The following is a 16685-nucleotide window of genomic DNA, read 5'->3' on the forward strand; positions in this document are numbered from 1 at the left end:
ACGACGGATGTCGCTACAGGGACGACGGATGTCGCTACAGGGACGACGGATGTCGCTACAGGGACGACGGATGTCGCTACAGGGACGACGGATGTCGCTACAGGGACGACGGATGTTGCTACAGGGACGATGGATGTCACTACAGGGACGATGGATGTTGCTACAGGGACGACGGATGTTGCTACCGTTGCAGCTTCGTGCTGTAGTAGCTTTTTAAATTAAACTTAACTATGAAATATCACAGCTACTAGAGGCAATAACGCCAAAAGAAAACCATGCCAGGACTGTAATTGAGGTTCTTGGATTGGTTCTGGTGGCGCTAATAGGGCTTCTATTCTCTGTTCTAAGCGATCGCCTGCACCAGAGGAATCCAATGCAGCACAGCAAATTTCCGATAATACTGGGCTGGTACTAACTACTAATAAAAGTGATTCTGCTAACACCAAAGGGTCTACCTGCAAAGCTGCATAACTGTCGGCACGGAGTTCGCGCAAAGCTAACAGTTCTTCCCACAAAGGCTCTGTATTCGGCAACCATGCAGTGCAGGAACGCACCCAACCCAGCCAAAAAAACCAGAATGTATCCCTATAATAGTGATGCCCTTGCTCATGCGCTAAGACGCTTTCTAAATGAGCTGGTGAGAGAGTTTGCAGTAATCCCTGGCTAATCACTAATTCTGGTTGCCAAAAACCAATTTGACCCGCAAACAACGCGCCCGTTTGCAGTAACCTGGCTCGTTTATCCCCCAAATTCACCAGAGGACAGTTACGCGCAGATTCCACAGACTGCCAACCCTGGAAGGCAAGTTTAATACATAAAATGGCAAAAAATGCCAAATAAATTAATGCCACTACATAGCTGACGGAGCCTGTGTACATCCCGCCCATTTCTCCTTGGGGTCCCATAAACAGCACAGCGATCGCGGTCATGAAAATTAGCAAGGGGGGAAAGAGGAACAAAAATAGCGATCGCCCCCACCGCCGACTCCAACTGCCTTGGTGTTGATTCCAAGAGGATCTTAACCACCAGGCAACTGCCAAAGCATTCAAAATCATTATCAGATGCATCATTTCTCCTCCCTGGCTTGGCGTGCAGATTGAATACGTTTGGCGATCGCTGCTATTTGCTCACTAGCTGCTTCGTCTAGACTATCGGCAAAGGCAGCAACAACATCGGGGTTTCCCACCGCTAGAAATCGCTGTAACTGCTCGTGAGCTTTGATCACATCTGATTGCTGCTTACTGAGCAATGGTCGCCAATAGAATGCCCGCTCTTTCTTGTCGCAGGCTAGCCAACCTTTATCAGTGAGGCGACGTAAGACGGTGGTGACAGAAGTATACGCTAATTCGCGGTTGGGATCAGCCAGAATGCGATCGTGTACATCCTTTACTGTGGCTGAACCAAGTTCCCAGATGATATTTAAAATTTCCGCTTCCAAGGGGCCTACAGATAATTGTTTAGGGCGGTAGTCGGGTAAAGGTGCCATAACGATTTCGATTTGAGATTTGGGATGAGCAAAGTGGAGGTGAAAATTTCGGTTTCTGTTTGGCAAGCTTAGTCAGTATGCGTAGTGGTGCTAACTTGGAATACCAAATACAGCTTTAGAAGGTCTATTATTGTTTTAGATTACAGGATAGTGCAGCAAATCTGAAAGTCTAAAAGCATAAAAATGGACTTTTTGAGTATTTATGTATTGAATGGGTTACATCGGGCATTTTAATGCTACAAAATGCTCCAAGAGGAATTGTAACTATAGTTAGTGACACCAACTAGGTAGAATGTTATTTGCGGCAGTAGTATTAAAGCAGGTGTATCCAGCGCGTGAAGCTATTCGTATACCACACTCCTGAATTGACTCCAACGGATGAAGCGCCAGAATGTGCGATCGCAGTCGATGTTTTGCGTGCCACTAGCACAATAGCGACTGTCTTGGCATCTGGAGGCGAAGCTGTACAAGTATTCAGCGATTTAGATCAGTTAATAGAAGTTAGCGAAAAATGGCCCCCTGAAAAACGTCTGCGGGCTGGAGAACGCGGCGGCGCGAAAGTAGCTGGTTTTGAGTTGGGAAACTCTCCCCTCGACTGCACACCAGAATTAGTGCAAGGGCGTCGCTTGTTTATCAGTACCACAAATGGCACTCGTGCTTTACAACGGGTGCAAGACTCCCCAAATGTACTAGCAGCAGCCTTGATTAACCGAGCGGCGGTGGTGCAATTTCTCCTGGATAAGCAACCAGAGACAGTGTGGATTGTCGGTTCCGGTTGGGAAGGCAGTTTTTCCTTAGAGGATACAGTTTGTGCAGGTGCGATCGCTCATAGTCTTTTAGAGCAAACCACTTTGTCATCAGAGGAATTAGCTGGTAACGATGAAGTAATTAGTGCGATCGCTCTTTACTCTCAATGGCAAGATAACTTATTAGGATTACTTCACCAAGCTAGTCACGGTCAACGATTGTTGCGTCTTGACTGTCAAGAAGATTTAAAATATTGTTCCCAAACTGATGTTTTAGATGTGTTACCCATACAACAAGAAACGGGAGTTTTAAAAAGTCAAAGAAAATAGGGAATAGGGACTGGAGACTGTGGGGATGAGGGAGACAAGGGGAATAACCAATACTTCTCTACGAGAGGCTGCGCCTTAAGCAAAGCTATGCCGCAGGCTTTACGACTACGCTCAATACAAGTGCCCTATGCCCTATGCTCAATGCCCTATTTTCAAATCTGTGAGCATTTGTCTGAGTCTTTGTCGCCAATGGGGGGGATAAGTCCCTAGAATTGCTGAAATTTTTCCACAAGCAAGGACGGAATAGGCAGGGCGACGGGCTGGCGTGGGATATTCGGCGGTTGTAATGGGGACAATACGTTCAACTTTCAAAGGGAAGCCTAGCTGTTGGGCTTCTTCAAAAATGGCGATCGCAAAGTCATACCAGCTAGCAACGCCGCTATTAGTGTAGTGATAAGTGCCGCTAATTTCTGCGGTTAACTGGGGAATTATCTGGGCTACGACTGTGGCTATATCTTGCGCCCAAGTCGGGCTACCAATTTGATCAGCGACAACACGGAGTTCTTGGTGTTCTGCACCTAGTCGCAGCATGGTTTTAACAAAGTTACTTTTGCCAAAGGTTCCATAAACCCAAGCAGTGCGGAGGATGAGGTGATGGGTGCAAGTTTCCCGAATAGCTTCTTCTCCTGCGACTTTGGTTTTACCATAGACACTCAAGGGATTAGTTGTGTAGGTTTCCGGGTAAGGGCTACACCCATTCCCATCAAAAACATAATCGGTCGAAATATGAATTAGAAAAGCTCCTAATTTTTGGCTTTCTTGGGCAAGAATTAGGGGTGCAGTAGCATTAATAGCGGTAGCAAGTTCGGCTTCGCTTTCGGCTTTGTCTACAGCAGTGTAAGCAGCGGTGTTAATGATGATTTGCGGCTGCTTTGATCTAATAACACTGCGCAGAGTATCGGGTTGGGTAAGGTCTACTGTCGGGCGTGCTAGTGAGATAATATTGCCGTAATCAGGGAGAATTTGTTGCAATTCTTGACCGACTTGACCATTGCTACCAATTAGCAAAATTAATTTACTCATTCTGATTAGTTATCAAACCTATTTCAAGAGCAAAGTATTCTTGAATCGAGTCGTGATGGGATAAGCTCTAAACTGATATAGGATTAGAAGTTTAAGTTTTTGGCTCTTAGCGCTACAGCTTTAATTAAATTTAATTTGAAAGTGCTTAATCAAATATTTCAGCAGTTTTCAAAGGTTTACCAGCTTGGTCTTTAGCTGATAAAATTGGTGGCGCAATCAGAGGCCAATCTATAGCTAAATCTGGATCGTTCCATAGAATTGTGCGATCGCTTTGGGGCGCGTAGTAATCTGTAGTTTTGTAGACAACTTCAGCTATTTCTGAAAGCACGAGGAAGCCATGAGCAAAGCCTGCTGGTATCCACATTAGGCGTTTGTTTTTAGCACTGAGTTCAGAACCTACCCACTTCCCGAATGTAGCTGAACTTTTTCTAATGTCTACGGCTACGTCAAATATAGTACCGACAACAGCACGGATGAGTTTACCTTGGGGTTGTTGAATTTGGTAGTGCAGCCCACGCAGAACGTTTTGCTTAGAATAAGAGTGGTTATCTTGGACAAAGTTGGTAACAATCCCTGTCTGTTGTGCAAATTTTTGGTAGTTGTAAGCTTCAAAAAAGAAACCGCGATCGTCTGCAAATACTTGGGGTTCGAGTTGTAGAACTTCGGGAATTTTGGTATATACAATACTCATTAATATTATTTATAGGATCTGCCCCAGTGTTCTGATTGTTAGATGAATTTCGCATTTATATTTTACAGGCACTTTGCTCAAACTTTGACGGTGGCTTATTTTATTTTTAATCAGTGAATTAGGTTAGTTCAATTTGACAGTCATCGCCAATCAGAAATCGCAAAGCTTTGGGGCGACGGGGTGCAAGAGTCAATTGTGCCCTTTGTCCAATGACACTATCAATAATGCGCTGATGGATTCCGGCAATTTTAGCACCTTCTAAAATCACACTATGTTCTAAATCAGTATCAATAAGTGTGGTATTGTTGGCAATGCTACTATAAGGACCAATAAAGCAGTTTTCTAAATAACAATTGCTACCAATGACTACTGGACCCCGAATTGTGCAGTTAATTACTTTAGATTTTGCACCGACTTGGACTCGCCCAATAATCTGACTTTGGGTATCAACTTCGCCGACAACTGATGCTGTTAAATAGGTGTCGAGAATCAATCGGTTAGCTTCTAATAAGTCATCTTTTTTACCAGTATCTAACCACCAGCCTTGGAGATTGTAGGCTAAAACTTGCTTTTTCTGATTAATTAGGTATTGAATGGCATCAGTGATTTCCAGTTCGCCTCTGGTAGAAGGTTGGATATTTGCGATCGCATCATAGATGAGGTGAGAAAAAAAATAAACCCCTACCAATGCCAGATTTGAAGGAGGAACTTTGGGTTTTTCAATTAACTGTAATACCCTTCCTGTTTCATCGACCTGAGCCACACCAAAGGCGCTAGGATTGGCAACCGAACGTAAGAGAATCAAAGCATCTGGCTGTTGTTGGCTAAATTGTTCCAGAAAGTAACGCAACTCACCTAGTTGAATCAGGTTATCGCCCAAGTACATGACAAAGGGAGAATCTCCTAAAAACGGACGGGCCACTTGGACGGCATGAGCAAGTCCAAGTGGCTGGTCTTGTATGATGTAGGTGATATTCGCTCGAAAGTATTCTCCATTTCCAGTTTTCGCTTGGACTTCTGCCCCAGTTTCCGGGCTGATGATGATGCCAATATCAGTAATAGCAGCAGCGACCATTTCTTCAATGCCATACCATAAAACAGGTTTATTAGCAACTGGTACAAGTTGTTTTGCCCCGCTGTAGGTGAGGGGACGTAGGCGTGTACCTTTCCCACCAGAGAGAATTAGTGCTTTCATAGGAATTGAGGATTAGTTATTAGTCATTAGTCAAGATAATCTTAAATCTGGACAAAATCCCAAATCCTTGAACCCAATTCTGGCGTTAGGTTATCTTTTATAAGTAGCGGGATAAAACTTCGCTGGTTGCCTTTCCTGTTTTTTCCCAACTGAATTGTTGAGAGTGAATAATACCTTGGCTAGAAAGGCGCGATCGCAACCCCGAATCGGTAGCAATAGTCTGCATTGCCTCTGTAATTTCTCCGGTGTTGTAGGGATTGATCAGAATCGCCGCATCGCCAGCGACTTCTGGTAAGGAGGAGAGATTGGAGGTAATGACGGGAGTACCACAAGCCATTGCTTCCAATACAGGTAAACCAAAACCCTCCCAGAGACTGGGGAAAACGAGAGCGATCGCTTGATTGATAATTTTTGGCAATTCACTGTAAGGAATATAGTTAAGGAACTTCACACGATTAGTTATTCCTAGTTTCTCAACTTGCACTTGTAAAACTGGTGTATGACGTAAATCGGTCGGGCCTGCTAACCACAGTTCGTATTCATTGCTGTTTGATAGTGCAGCAAAGGCAGTAATCAGTCGCTGTAGGTTTTTGTATGTATCTTGACGACCGATGTAGAGAAAATAATTGCGGGTGGGTAGATTGAGAGGGCAAAAGTGAGTGCGATCGTGAGCCAGAGGTATAGGAGTAATTTTGCTAGTTGGAATTTGGTAAAAATCAATAATATCCCTAGCAGTAGCCGAGGAATTACAGATAATATGTTGCGCCTGGTTGAGTACTTGAGGAACATAGTAACGATGGTACGATGTCAACCGTGAAAAGTGCTTAGGAAAGCGCAACGGTATCAGGTCATGAGACATCACCACAAAACGACAGTTGGTATAAATTGGCGCTTCTGGTAAAGGGGAAAATAACAGATGCGATCGTAAATTTTTATAGATTTGCGGCAGTTCAAATTGCGTCCAAATCAGGCGGCGAAAATGCCCTTTTGTACCTTGATCTGGAGTAAGATTATCAGGTACTAGACAGCAGTTAAAGTCTGAGTAATTTTTAGCTGTTAATAGAGTGGGTTGAAGAAATTTTAAATAAGGAACGAGATTATCAGCATAGTTGCTTATGCCTGTTGGTTTTGATAACAAAATGGATAAGTTAATTATTAATTCATTTGCAGAGATGTTATTTAGTATATTCATTAAATAATAGTTCTATAAGCTTTTAATGTTTCTTTTGCCGTTCTTTCCCAAGAAAATAATTTTGCTCTTTCCCTACCCTTACTAATTAATTCTTGGCGTATTTGAGAATCACTGATAACTTTTAGAATAGCTTCAGCCAGTTGAACAGAATCACTAGGGTCAATCAAAATAGCAGCATCTCCTGTAACTTCTGGTATTGACGAAGTATTAGCAGAAACAACAGGTGCGCCTAGTGTCATAGCTTCTAAAACAGGTAGACCAAATCCTTCATAGTGAGACGGGTAAACGAAAACATCGGCTTTTGAGTAAAATAATGCTACCAATTCATCAGATAAGTAGTCAAGATGATGAATTTGGTTTTTCCAAGGTGAACTCCCAATGTCCACGAATATTGGTTCATAATTCCAACCTTTTTTACCAATCAGTATTAATTGATGCTCAATTTTGTATTTTTTCTTTAATAAATTAAAAGCAGAGATAATAGCATTAATATTTTTTCTCGGTTCTATTGTACTGACAAAAAGTAGATAAGGTTTAGAAAAGTCATAGCTAACTTGTTTTTCTAGAGCTTGAATATTTTTTTCTGCCGACAAATAATCAGAATAGTAGCGACTAGCTAGAGGAGTAATATATACTTTTTCTGGAGCTACTTCTAAATAATCAATAATATCTTTTTTAGAGCTTTCTGAAATTGTCAAAACTAAGTCTGTCCATTGCAAACATCGTTTGACTCTTTGTGTATAAGTTTTTGCGACTGAATCTAGATAATTCGGATATTTAATAAAAGTCAAATCATATATATTCATAACCTTTAAGCTATTATTACAAGGATAAACAGAATAATTTGTTCCATGTAATATATTTGGATAATCAAAACATTGTTCAAAGTAAGTTTTAAAATAATATAGCAATAAATCTGAAACGTGAGTTGATGTAAATAATAAATCTGAGATTTTCACAAGCATAGGCAGTATATGAATCCGAGAATAATCACTTAGAGAATCAGGTACAGTTTGTTTGCCTAAAAGCCAATTTTTAAAGCCTGGTTGATAGATAATACTTAGTTGAAATTCTTCTTGGAATTGTAAAGCATTAAGTGAGCTAATTAAATTAGCAACATAAAAGCCAACCCCAGTCGGTTTTGTAAATACCGGGGTTGCATCAACTACAACTTTTAGTAGCAAAATTTTTAGGCTCCACCCTTGCTCAGTTTTTTTAGATCATAATCAACCATTAACTCGACTAATTGCTCAAAGGAATAATCAGGCTGCCACCCTACATTAGTCTTAATCTTATTAATGGAACCGACTAACTGCACAGGTTCATCAGGACGGTAAAAAGCAGGATCAACTAAGACATAATCTTGCCAGTTAAGTCCAACGCAATTGAAGGCACATTCAACAAGTTCTCTGACAGAGTGGGTTTCACCACTAGCAATGATGTAGTCGTCGGGTTGCTCTTGCTGTAACATCAGCCACATAGCGTAAACAGCATCTCTGGCGTAGCACCAATCACGACGGGCATCTAGGTTGCCTAATTTGAGTTCCTTTGCCAAACCCAGTTTAATTTGAGCAGCTGCGTGCGTGATTTTGCGAAATACAAATTCTGTCCCACGGCGAGGCGATTCGTGAGTATAAGTAATACCACAGCAGTTGTAAAGCTTGTATTTTTGCCGATAGTTGACAGTCATCCAATGAGCGTAAGCTTTGGCAACACCATAAGGATTCCGGGGACGAAAGGCAGTACGTTCGGTTTGAGGCGATTCGTCAGGTTGACCAAAAACTTCACTACTAGAGGCTTGATAGAATCTGGCATCAGGTTTGCAACGACGAATGGATTCTAAGAGGCGAGAGACACCGAGAGCTGTATATTCAGCAGTGAGAGCAGGTTGTGTCCAAGAAAGAGGAACGTAGCTTTGAGAGGCGAGATTATAAATTTCGTCAGGTTGAGCTTCAGCAATCACATCCATTAAAGAGGACTGATCTAAAAGGTCGCCAGATATGATTTGAATTTGATTAAACAAGTGACTTATACGTTCTAGATTGCTGGTGCTGGAACGACGGACTAGACCGAAAACTTGGTAGCCTTTGACCAAGAGCAGTTCGGCCAGATAAGAGCCGTCTTGTCCAGTTAATCCTGTTATTAATGCTTTTTTCATCGCCAGTTTTATCAGGGTATTTGTTAGTCTGCATCAGTTCACTACTGGATTTAATAAAGATACTTTATTTTGATTTTGAAATAATTATGAATTTTTAATGATTGTACATCTCTTTCATCAAACATAGCTAGATTCTCTGTCTAGCATCGTTACAATTAAATTATCCTCTCCATACAAAATGAGTGTTTTAAGATTGGCATTTAGTTTGACTGATTTTTGTAGAAGTTGTAGTTGAGAAAAAACAATTTAATAAATTAATTATTTGTCTTGTTCTAATAACGACTCCTCTATGATTTAGATGATATATCGTGTTAAAAAAAAGAGACTTATCATACATAAATTCTCTATACTTTCCCAGTACAGGTATACCGATACTTTTGTAAAAAAACTCTATATCTCTAAAATATTGTTGATAAATAGGCTGTTCATATACATCAAACCAGATAGTATTTGGCCATGTAGCGATTAACCGGATTTTGTGACTACGACACCATTTTGCAAATTTCCTTATTACTCGAAATTCACCGCTACTATACGACAATTTTGTTATCGCTATCGGTTCTTGCCTATTAAGTTCTGCACGATCTTTTTCTGTTATGTTAGACTCTGCATTCCCCAAAGCATCTCCACTTCTACTGAACCAGGGTGATAAGTCTATCGCTGGGTAGGGATGATGCTTAGTAGCAATACCATGCAATAGACGGTTAAATGATATCTTGGTTATAATCCAGGGGTTTTTCAGCAAATATAAAGTATCATGTGCTAACACATAATCGATAAGAGAATTCATACCTTCTTTATCAGGTAGAGAATTTGGAAAATATAGTGCATACTCCAGAGGTAAGATTATTGTATCACCTGGTTTCAAAATCATTTGGGCACGATGCAGTATGTAATCAATACCAAATCCAACATAGATGGCAGCATTAACAGTAGGAATGCCAATTTCTTCTGTAATCATTTGACTACTGATGCCATATAAGGCATTTGAGCCAGAGGTAATAACTAACTTAGGAGTCTTTATAGAATTTGCAAAGCTTAACTTTATGCTATCCATGCCATAATAAAAACTGGAAACTTTTGTATCTACACCTAACTGATAAAAAACAGCTAATAAAAAAACAAGACAACAGATTAAAAAACTAAATAACAGATTTTTTAAAAATTTTAAGTATACCATATTATTAAAAATTAAAGTATAAAAATTCACTCTCAGGGGCTGATAAAAGGATTTTTACAGATATAAATATTAAGGTTCCAATTATTGTGCTAAATACAAAGTTTGGTTGCCATTGAAGCTTTTGCCATATCTCAATACTCCAATTCGACGCATTTAACTTATTAGAATATTCCGCGTAGTCAAGTGCTGGCTCATATTTTCCCATCCACTGCTGAGTATTCGGCGTTATCCACACAATTGAGAGCAGGAAAGAAATTTGTAGCATTATACTTAGTCTTGTAACATGGAATACTGGGTCGATTTGGTTTATCCAAGCATTTATTAGTATCAATTGTGTCGGAAAAGACTTTGCTTGGAACATTTCGGTTGTTCCACTCATACTTTTTATAATTGCTAGCCCAGCATTTATATTATTAGCTCTAAAGAAGACCCATGCTATTAGTACAGCTAAAAAAGTGAGTATAGAAGCTATTACTCGGCTCCACGATTGGCTCTTTTGCAAATTATGTCCGAGTAATTTCCGAAAGGATTGAAATTGATGGTTAATGATCAGGTAGACACCATGTAGTCCACCCCAGATGACAAAGTTCCAAGCTGCTCCATGCCAAAGACCACCTAACAACATAGTAATCATGAGATTGAGATAACGGCGCAGTTTTCCCTTACGATTACCACCTAGAGGAATGTATAAGTAATCTTTTAGGAAGCGCGAGAGAGTCATATGCCATCGACGCCAAAATTCAATTATATTAACTGCCTTGTAAGGCGAGTTAAAGTTAAGCGGGAACTTAATTCCAAACATCCGAGCAGCACCAATAGCCATATCTGAGTAACCCGAAAAGTCAAAGTACAGCTGTAACAAATAGGCAATTGCTCCTACCCAAGCTTGAAAAAATGTTAATTTTAGGCTTTGAGCAGCTATATCAAAAACTGGATTTGTATAGATCGCTATACTGTCAGCAAATACTACTTTTTTGAATAATCCTATAGAAAAAATGCTGATTCCCACAGCTATATACTTATAATTAAATCGATAATATTGACCTTGATAAAACTGAGGAATCATCTCACTATGATGAACTATTGGCCCAGCAATTAAGTGAGGGAAAAAACTGATAAATAAGCAATATTTTAAAAATTTATGTTCTTTTGCTTCACCTCGGTAAGTATCTACTAAATAAGCTATTTGATTAAAGGTTGAAAACGATATAGCAAGTGGCAAAACAATAGATTGAAGATTAAAAGAGGTTCCAAACAGTTCATTGGTACTTGTCAGAAAAAAATTAATGTACTTAAAATAGCCAAGTAGACATAAATTAGTTAGCACCCCCAATATTAACAAATGTTTTGGTTTAAAAACTTTTATATAATGCCTGTTAATAGCTATACCAATAAAGTAATTAAATAAAATTGAGAAAATAAGTAGTATTAAATAGGAGGGATTCCACCACCCATAAAAGAAAAAAGAAGCTGCTGTTAGCCAATAAATTGCTAATTTATAAAATTTAGAATTGCCAAGTTTAAAAAAAATAAACAGAGTAATTGGCAAAAATATGAAAATAAACTCAGGAGAATTAAAAAGCATCTGCTATTTGAGAATTAACTACTTTACTAATAGCTTTTGTGTACAACTTAGCTGCAATTTCATATGAAGAATAATTGGCAGCAAAAAAAGCTGCATTTTTGCCTAGCTGCTTTCTAGCTACTGGATTACGCATTAGCTCTTCTAAATAAGCCACTAGTTGTGGAATTTCTAAATTACCTATATCTACTTTCCAGCACACATTATTAGGTATTTCAACAAATTGTTGATAGTTACTTATAATACAAGCTTTACCATAGCTCAACACTTTCATTAAAGCAGCAGAAGATTCGCCTAAACTTGGATATCTTAGATTGAGAACAATATCGCTTATACAAATACACCGTTCAAAATCTTGATCGCTCAAATAACCACTAATTATTACATTTTGTGCAATTCCTAATGATTGAATTTGTTCTTCTATCATCAGTGATGAATCTACTAATTCACCACCTATAAATAACTGTATAGGATAACCCATATCCGTCAATATTTTGATTGATTCTAGAATTACAGGTATACGCTTAAGTACGTTAACAAAACCAAAGGTAGATATCAAAAATTTCTTATCTGAAATCCCAAAACGCTTTCTCAATGCAATCTGTTCATCTAAACTATCTAACAATTGATTATTAACACAACCAATAGGAATAACGAAAACATTGTTAACCTCTCGTAGTTGCTCTTTTACCCAATTACTATGAACTATAGTGGCAATACTTTGTTTGACTAAAGCATGGGACATTGGAAATTTCCAGACATCTGGATAAATTCCCTTACTTTTTAGTGCTTCATAACTAGATTTCCCTAGTTCTCCATATCCCTTATTTAGAGCATCCGCATATAAACGCTCATCATCAGTTCCTAAAAATGAATCTGCTAAAAATGGGTGAATATTAAACTCATGCAGCACCATAATACCAGGGTACTGCCATGCCATACGGTAAATTTCTTTATGGAATTTAGTATTGTTGCCAATGTGATAAATAATACAATCATATTTTTCCTTTTCTTTAGGTAGGGCAGAAATACTAATCACTGATAATCCTAAATCATCTGTAATATGCTCTTTTGGATTTTCAACGTACACAGTAATATCTACATACTGCTTGAGATGGCGAACAATTTCAAAACTATAGTTTGCAATCCCTGAGCGCTGAGGTGGCCAAGGTGATACATAAGCAACTTTGTATTGCTGTAATTTTCCTAATACAGTACTATTAAATATAGTGTTAATAAATAAAACAAAGTAGCTAGCAGCAGTTTTTTGCCAAGTAAACTCCTTAGCACGTTTAATAAATTTTTCTTTCCTGTTTTCATTATATTTAGAATCTTGAAGAGCTTTTTTCAAAACAAAAGCCATATTTTTAGGATTATCAGGTGAACAATAGTACGCTAAATCTCCTACGATTTCTGGTATTGATGAAACTTCAGTAGTTACAATTGGTAATCCACAGGCTAATGCTTCTAGTACAGGTAAACCAAAACCTTCATAACGTGAAGGAAAGAAAAATACACTGGCTCCCCGATAAAGAGTAACAAGATCCTCATCCTCTACGTACCCTGTTAAGACGAGCTTATCTGTAACGCCAAGTCTATCTGCTAAGTTCTCATAATTTTGTTTGTCCTCATTGCTGTAATTACAGACAACATAGAACTTATAATTACCAAACTCTTGATAGTTTTCTTTCCTGAGATAGGCAAAGGCTTCAAGGGCCGCATTCATATTTTTCCTTGGATCGAAGCCACCTATAAATAAAATATACGGCTCTTTAGATTTATCCCTGGGTGAAATGAATGGCCAAAATACTGTATGGTCTACAGCTAAATGTATTACTGTAGATTTATTAGCAATAGAAGGGTCTATTTTTTCAAAGTCATTTTTGGCACTTTCTGAAATAAATATTAATTTGTTAGCCCAAGTAGGGAGTTTTTCAATCCGCCGTTTATACTCTGCTTTTACGTGATCTGGCCACTTGGAAATGTAGTAATCAGACATCATTAGTGGTATGAGATCATATATTGTTGTAAAAATTGTTAAGTTACGTAAGTCTGTTGGTAAAATAACATTCATCATCAATGGGTTAGGAACCCAGTAAGCATCAATATTAAATTCAGATACTATTGCTTCTAAGAGATGACTATAATTCTTCGTCTGTTTTGTATAATCACCTTCAGTTATTGATTCTTTCACAGTAATAGGAGTTAGCCTTTTTTGTACTGCTGTACTAAAATGCTTTAAATCTGAAATATCTTGAACAGTGATCAACCAATCTATATTTAAAGCTTTTAATACCAATTCTTCACAGATACGTTTAAAGACTATACCAATTCCCCGATTAATCTCTGGTGTGGATAGTGTTTGGCCATCAATTAAGAATTTCATCCTTGATACGCACCTCTTAAAAAAGATTCTATAACGCAATCCCAAGAATAATTACGCTGTACATAACGCTTACCATATCTACCTATGATTTTACCTTTATTTTTAATACTTAAAACTTTTAATGCAGCTTCAAATTCTTCACTAGATGAAATTGAAATACCTCCTCCTGTGTTTCGGCAATGTGCAGTAGTGACTTTACCTCCTTCATGCACAATAACGGGTATTTCGCAAAGCCACGCTTCCATAAGCACTAGTGAAAAGCTTTCATTCTGTGACAAGTTGATCAATGCTAATGCTTGTGAGATGATTATATATTTATCTGTTTCAGGTACGAATCCTAAATCTAAAAACCCATCTTCTAAAGGTACAAGATTAATATCACCTCCTCCCAAAAAGACAAGGTTAGCTTCACCACCATTTGCACGATACTTTTTAAAAAACTGTATTAATGTAAGTATGTTTTTTCCAATATCTTTTCTACCAACATATATAAAGAATTTCTTGGGGAGATGATAACAGGAAGTAATTCTAGTGACTACAGAGGAATTCAGAAGTAAGCTATCAATATCAATTGGTAATTCTACTCCTACTCCAATTACAGCAGTTTCTATAATTTTTCGACCAAAATAATTGCCATAATATTTTATTGCTAAACTTTTTTCTTCCTCTGTTAAAAAGAAAATATGGCGACTCCATCCCAGCATTTCTGCTGTAGTAATCCATCTGAACTGAGGCTCATCATGAAAACAAGGCATAATGCTAGCTCTACCCTCTAATGATTGAATTAGAGAATAAATTAGCCCTTGTGTATAGGGAATACCAATAACTAAATGTCCCTGCGTATTATTTTTTGCATAATTAATTAACTCCTCACTATTAATACTATTCTCAACAAATTGACGTTGAGATTTTTCCTCTATTTCTAGTCTCTGAATGATTCTATGGTTAATTTCATGATAAATTTCTTCACCCTGACATTTTACAGGAAACCGACGTACTATAACACCATTAACTTTTTCAACACCTGAAGGAAGTTTATTCTGCCACCAATTATCAAAAGGAGAACAACAACAAGTGGTTAAAACTTGAACGTAAAAGCCCCGCTTACTTAACTGTTCTGCCAGGGTTCTCACTGCTACTTCTGCTCCTCCAGCAAAACTCCTATACCAAGGAGTTACAAATGTAATTGGTATATTACTCATCAATATTTTTTGGCAATTACTGCAAAATCAGGAGATGCGTAGAAGTTAAATTTAACAATTTCAATCAAAGGATTTAGTTGAGATGCTATAGGGTTATCTGATTCAATTAACTGAAGTGGATCTTTAAGCCTATGTTCACTAAGACGCATTAACTGTACATCTGAAAATCCCCGTTGCTCTAACACAAATTTGATAGTTGGTGGAAACAATGGATTAAGATGAGTGGGGTCTGAGTAGAAATTACAAGCACCAACAACTAAATTTTCTGGATTTGGTGACTCAAAAATAGCTAAACCTCCAGAATTAAGTACTCTTACTGTTTCATCTAGCAACTTTATCAATATTTTAAACGGTAAATGCTCGAGGATATGGAATCCAGTAACTACACTTAAACTGGCATCTGGTAGAGCTTGCAAATATGCAATTACATCAGATTCAATTCCCTCAAGCCCTCTGTTTCTACAATGCTCTAGCATCACTCTATTGATATCTATACCCTTGGCTGTATATCCAGATTCTCGAAGTAACTCTAGCCATTCACCTCGCCCACAACCTACATCTAAAATAGGCAAGTCTGGATTACTAACTTTCGCTTCTGTAACTAAAGGTAGATAAACTTTTAACCTATTAAGAATTTGCTCACGATCGCCTCGAAACTGATCTTCAAAAGCAAAGTAGAAAGCATCTAATAAATGTTTGTCTTCTTTCAAAAATATTTGCAATTGCTCTTGACTAAAAAGTTCTGGTAATCGATGTTGTACTTCTTCTAAGAATAAAGTGAGTAAACGCTTCTGCTGTATGAGGTCATTTTTTATATAGTTATCGTTTTTGAGATGAAGCTCATCTATTTTTTTGATTCGAGTATCTGTAGTAACAAAGCGTTCATTTATTCTTTGTATATGAATATCTATAGCAGCTAAATGCTCATTTATTACTTGTATTTGACCATTAGTTACATCCAAATGTTGTTGAGTATCAGGAAGCCAACTACTAACTAAAGTATCTATAGTATTAAAGCTGTCATCTATTCCTTGAATAGTTCTATCTAGACTAACTAGACGCTCATCTATCCCTTGGAAGCGACTATCTAAAGCATCCAAGCGCTGATTCCTTTGAATTTTTAAAGTTGTGATTTCTTCTATTAGCTGATGGTTAAGTGATACAGACTCTTTTAAAGAATTGATTATATTAAAATTAACTTCTCTTTGATCTTTAAATAAAAAATTAATAGCTTTTAAAATAAGTTTTTGTAACTTGCTACTGAAATTAAAAGGAAAGCGATTAAATTTATCTGGCCACTTTGTCCGAGTAAATGAGCGAAACTCTGCCTTGTTTAGCAAATCTTCAATATAACTAATACTTGACTTCAGTTTCGATACATCTAGATTAGACTCGGAATTTATTTGTTGAGAGTAAACTTGACGTTTAACTACTTCTTCACGAATTTTATGCATTAACTCATCAACATTAATCTCAGGATTATTTGCTTCCATTATTTTCAACCATTGAATTTT

General features: G+C 37.9%; 14 protein-coding genes and 1 pseudogene. 2 read left to right on the forward strand and 13 right to left on the reverse strand.

Annotation, left to right across the window (positions count from 1 at the left end; translation table 11 throughout):
- A pseudogene (locus V7K85_RS26730) lies at nt 1-217 on the forward strand (hypothetical protein); the annotation flags it as partial.
- Nucleotides 218-224: 7 nt separating this feature from the next.
- On the opposite strand, the gene V7K85_RS26735 reads toward V7K85_RS26730, so the two are convergent.
- Together V7K85_RS26735 and V7K85_RS26740 are read right to left on the reverse strand one after the other, a co-directional pair.
- The gene (locus V7K85_RS26735; protein ID WP_334818352.1) at nt 225-1067 is read right to left on the reverse strand and encodes a M56 family metallopeptidase; all 843 of its coding nucleotides are present in this window, start codon (nt 1065-1067) and stop codon (nt 225-227) included.
- A complete protein-coding gene (locus V7K85_RS26740; protein ID WP_229465396.1) occupies nt 1067-1486 on the reverse strand; it encodes a BlaI/MecI/CopY family transcriptional regulator in 420 nt (139 codons plus the stop codon). The genes V7K85_RS26735 and V7K85_RS26740 overlap by 1 nt, the downstream gene beginning before the upstream one ends.
- A gap of 335 nt (nt 1487-1821) precedes the next feature.
- Here V7K85_RS26740 and V7K85_RS26745 point away from each other — a divergent pair, with 335 nt between their 5' ends.
- Complete coding sequence (locus V7K85_RS26745) at nt 1822-2562, forward strand: 2-phosphosulfolactate phosphatase family protein (RefSeq protein ID WP_334818208.1); 741 nt, start codon at nt 1822-1824, stop codon at nt 2560-2562.
- 138 nt (nt 2563-2700) lie between these two features.
- Here the strand turns inward: V7K85_RS26745 and rfbD are convergent, their stop codons facing one another.
- The 11 genes from rfbD to V7K85_RS26800 form a co-directional block, all read right to left on the reverse strand.
- Nucleotides 2701-3585, reverse strand: a complete 885-nt coding sequence (rfbD, locus tag V7K85_RS26750) for a dTDP-4-dehydrorhamnose reductase (RefSeq protein ID WP_334818210.1) — start codon at nt 3583-3585, stop codon at nt 2701-2703.
- 145 nt (nt 3586-3730) lie between these two features.
- A complete protein-coding gene (gene rfbC, locus V7K85_RS26755; protein ID WP_334818212.1) occupies nt 3731-4276 on the reverse strand; it encodes a dTDP-4-dehydrorhamnose 3,5-epimerase in 546 nt (181 codons plus the stop codon).
- Between the two features lie 118 nt (nt 4277-4394).
- Nucleotides 4395-5471, reverse strand: coding sequence for a glucose-1-phosphate thymidylyltransferase (locus tag V7K85_RS26760; RefSeq protein WP_334818214.1), 1077 nt, complete (start codon nt 5469-5471; stop codon nt 4395-4397).
- 97 nt (nt 5472-5568) lie between these two features.
- Nucleotides 5569-6663, reverse strand: a complete 1095-nt coding sequence (locus tag V7K85_RS26765) for a glycosyltransferase family 4 protein (RefSeq protein ID WP_334818216.1) — start codon at nt 6661-6663, stop codon at nt 5569-5571.
- Complete coding sequence (locus V7K85_RS26770; protein ID WP_334818218.1) at nt 6663-7847, reverse strand: glycosyltransferase family 4 protein; 1185 nt, start codon at nt 7845-7847, stop codon at nt 6663-6665. Before V7K85_RS26770 ends, V7K85_RS26765 begins: the two co-directional genes overlap by 1 nt.
- Before the next feature lie 5 nt (nt 7848-7852).
- Nucleotides 7853-8821 (reverse strand): GDP-mannose 4,6-dehydratase, encoded by a 969-nt coding sequence (locus tag V7K85_RS26775; RefSeq protein ID WP_334818220.1) that lies wholly within the window; start codon nt 8819-8821, stop codon nt 7853-7855.
- 187 nt (nt 8822-9008) lie between these two features.
- Entirely contained in the window at nt 9009-10001 is a 993-nt protein-coding gene (locus V7K85_RS26780) for a hypothetical protein (RefSeq protein WP_334818222.1), read from the reverse strand.
- A gap of 4 nt (nt 10002-10005) precedes the next feature.
- Nucleotides 10006-11586, reverse strand: coding sequence for an MBOAT family O-acyltransferase (locus V7K85_RS26785; RefSeq protein WP_334818224.1), 1581 nt, complete (start codon nt 11584-11586; stop codon nt 10006-10008).
- Nucleotides 11576-13969 (reverse strand): glycosyltransferase, encoded by a 2394-nt coding sequence (locus V7K85_RS26790; protein WP_334818226.1) that lies wholly within the window; start codon nt 13967-13969, stop codon nt 11576-11578. Before V7K85_RS26790 ends, V7K85_RS26785 begins: the two co-directional genes overlap by 11 nt.
- A complete protein-coding gene (locus tag V7K85_RS26795; RefSeq protein ID WP_334818228.1) occupies nt 13966-15171 on the reverse strand; it encodes a glycosyltransferase family 4 protein in 1206 nt (401 codons plus the stop codon). The genes V7K85_RS26790 and V7K85_RS26795 overlap by 4 nt, the downstream gene beginning before the upstream one ends.
- Nucleotides 15171-16664, reverse strand: coding sequence for a class I SAM-dependent methyltransferase (locus V7K85_RS26800; RefSeq protein ID WP_334818230.1), 1494 nt, complete (start codon nt 16662-16664; stop codon nt 15171-15173). The genes V7K85_RS26795 and V7K85_RS26800 overlap by 1 nt, the downstream gene beginning before the upstream one ends.
- Nucleotides 16665-16685 lie beyond the last annotated feature (21 nt).

Origin of the sequence: Nostoc sp., assembly GCF_036917615.1 — a bacterium.
In the GTDB taxonomy this organism is placed as follows: domain Bacteria; phylum Cyanobacteriota; class Cyanobacteriia; order Cyanobacteriales; family Nostocaceae; genus Nostoc.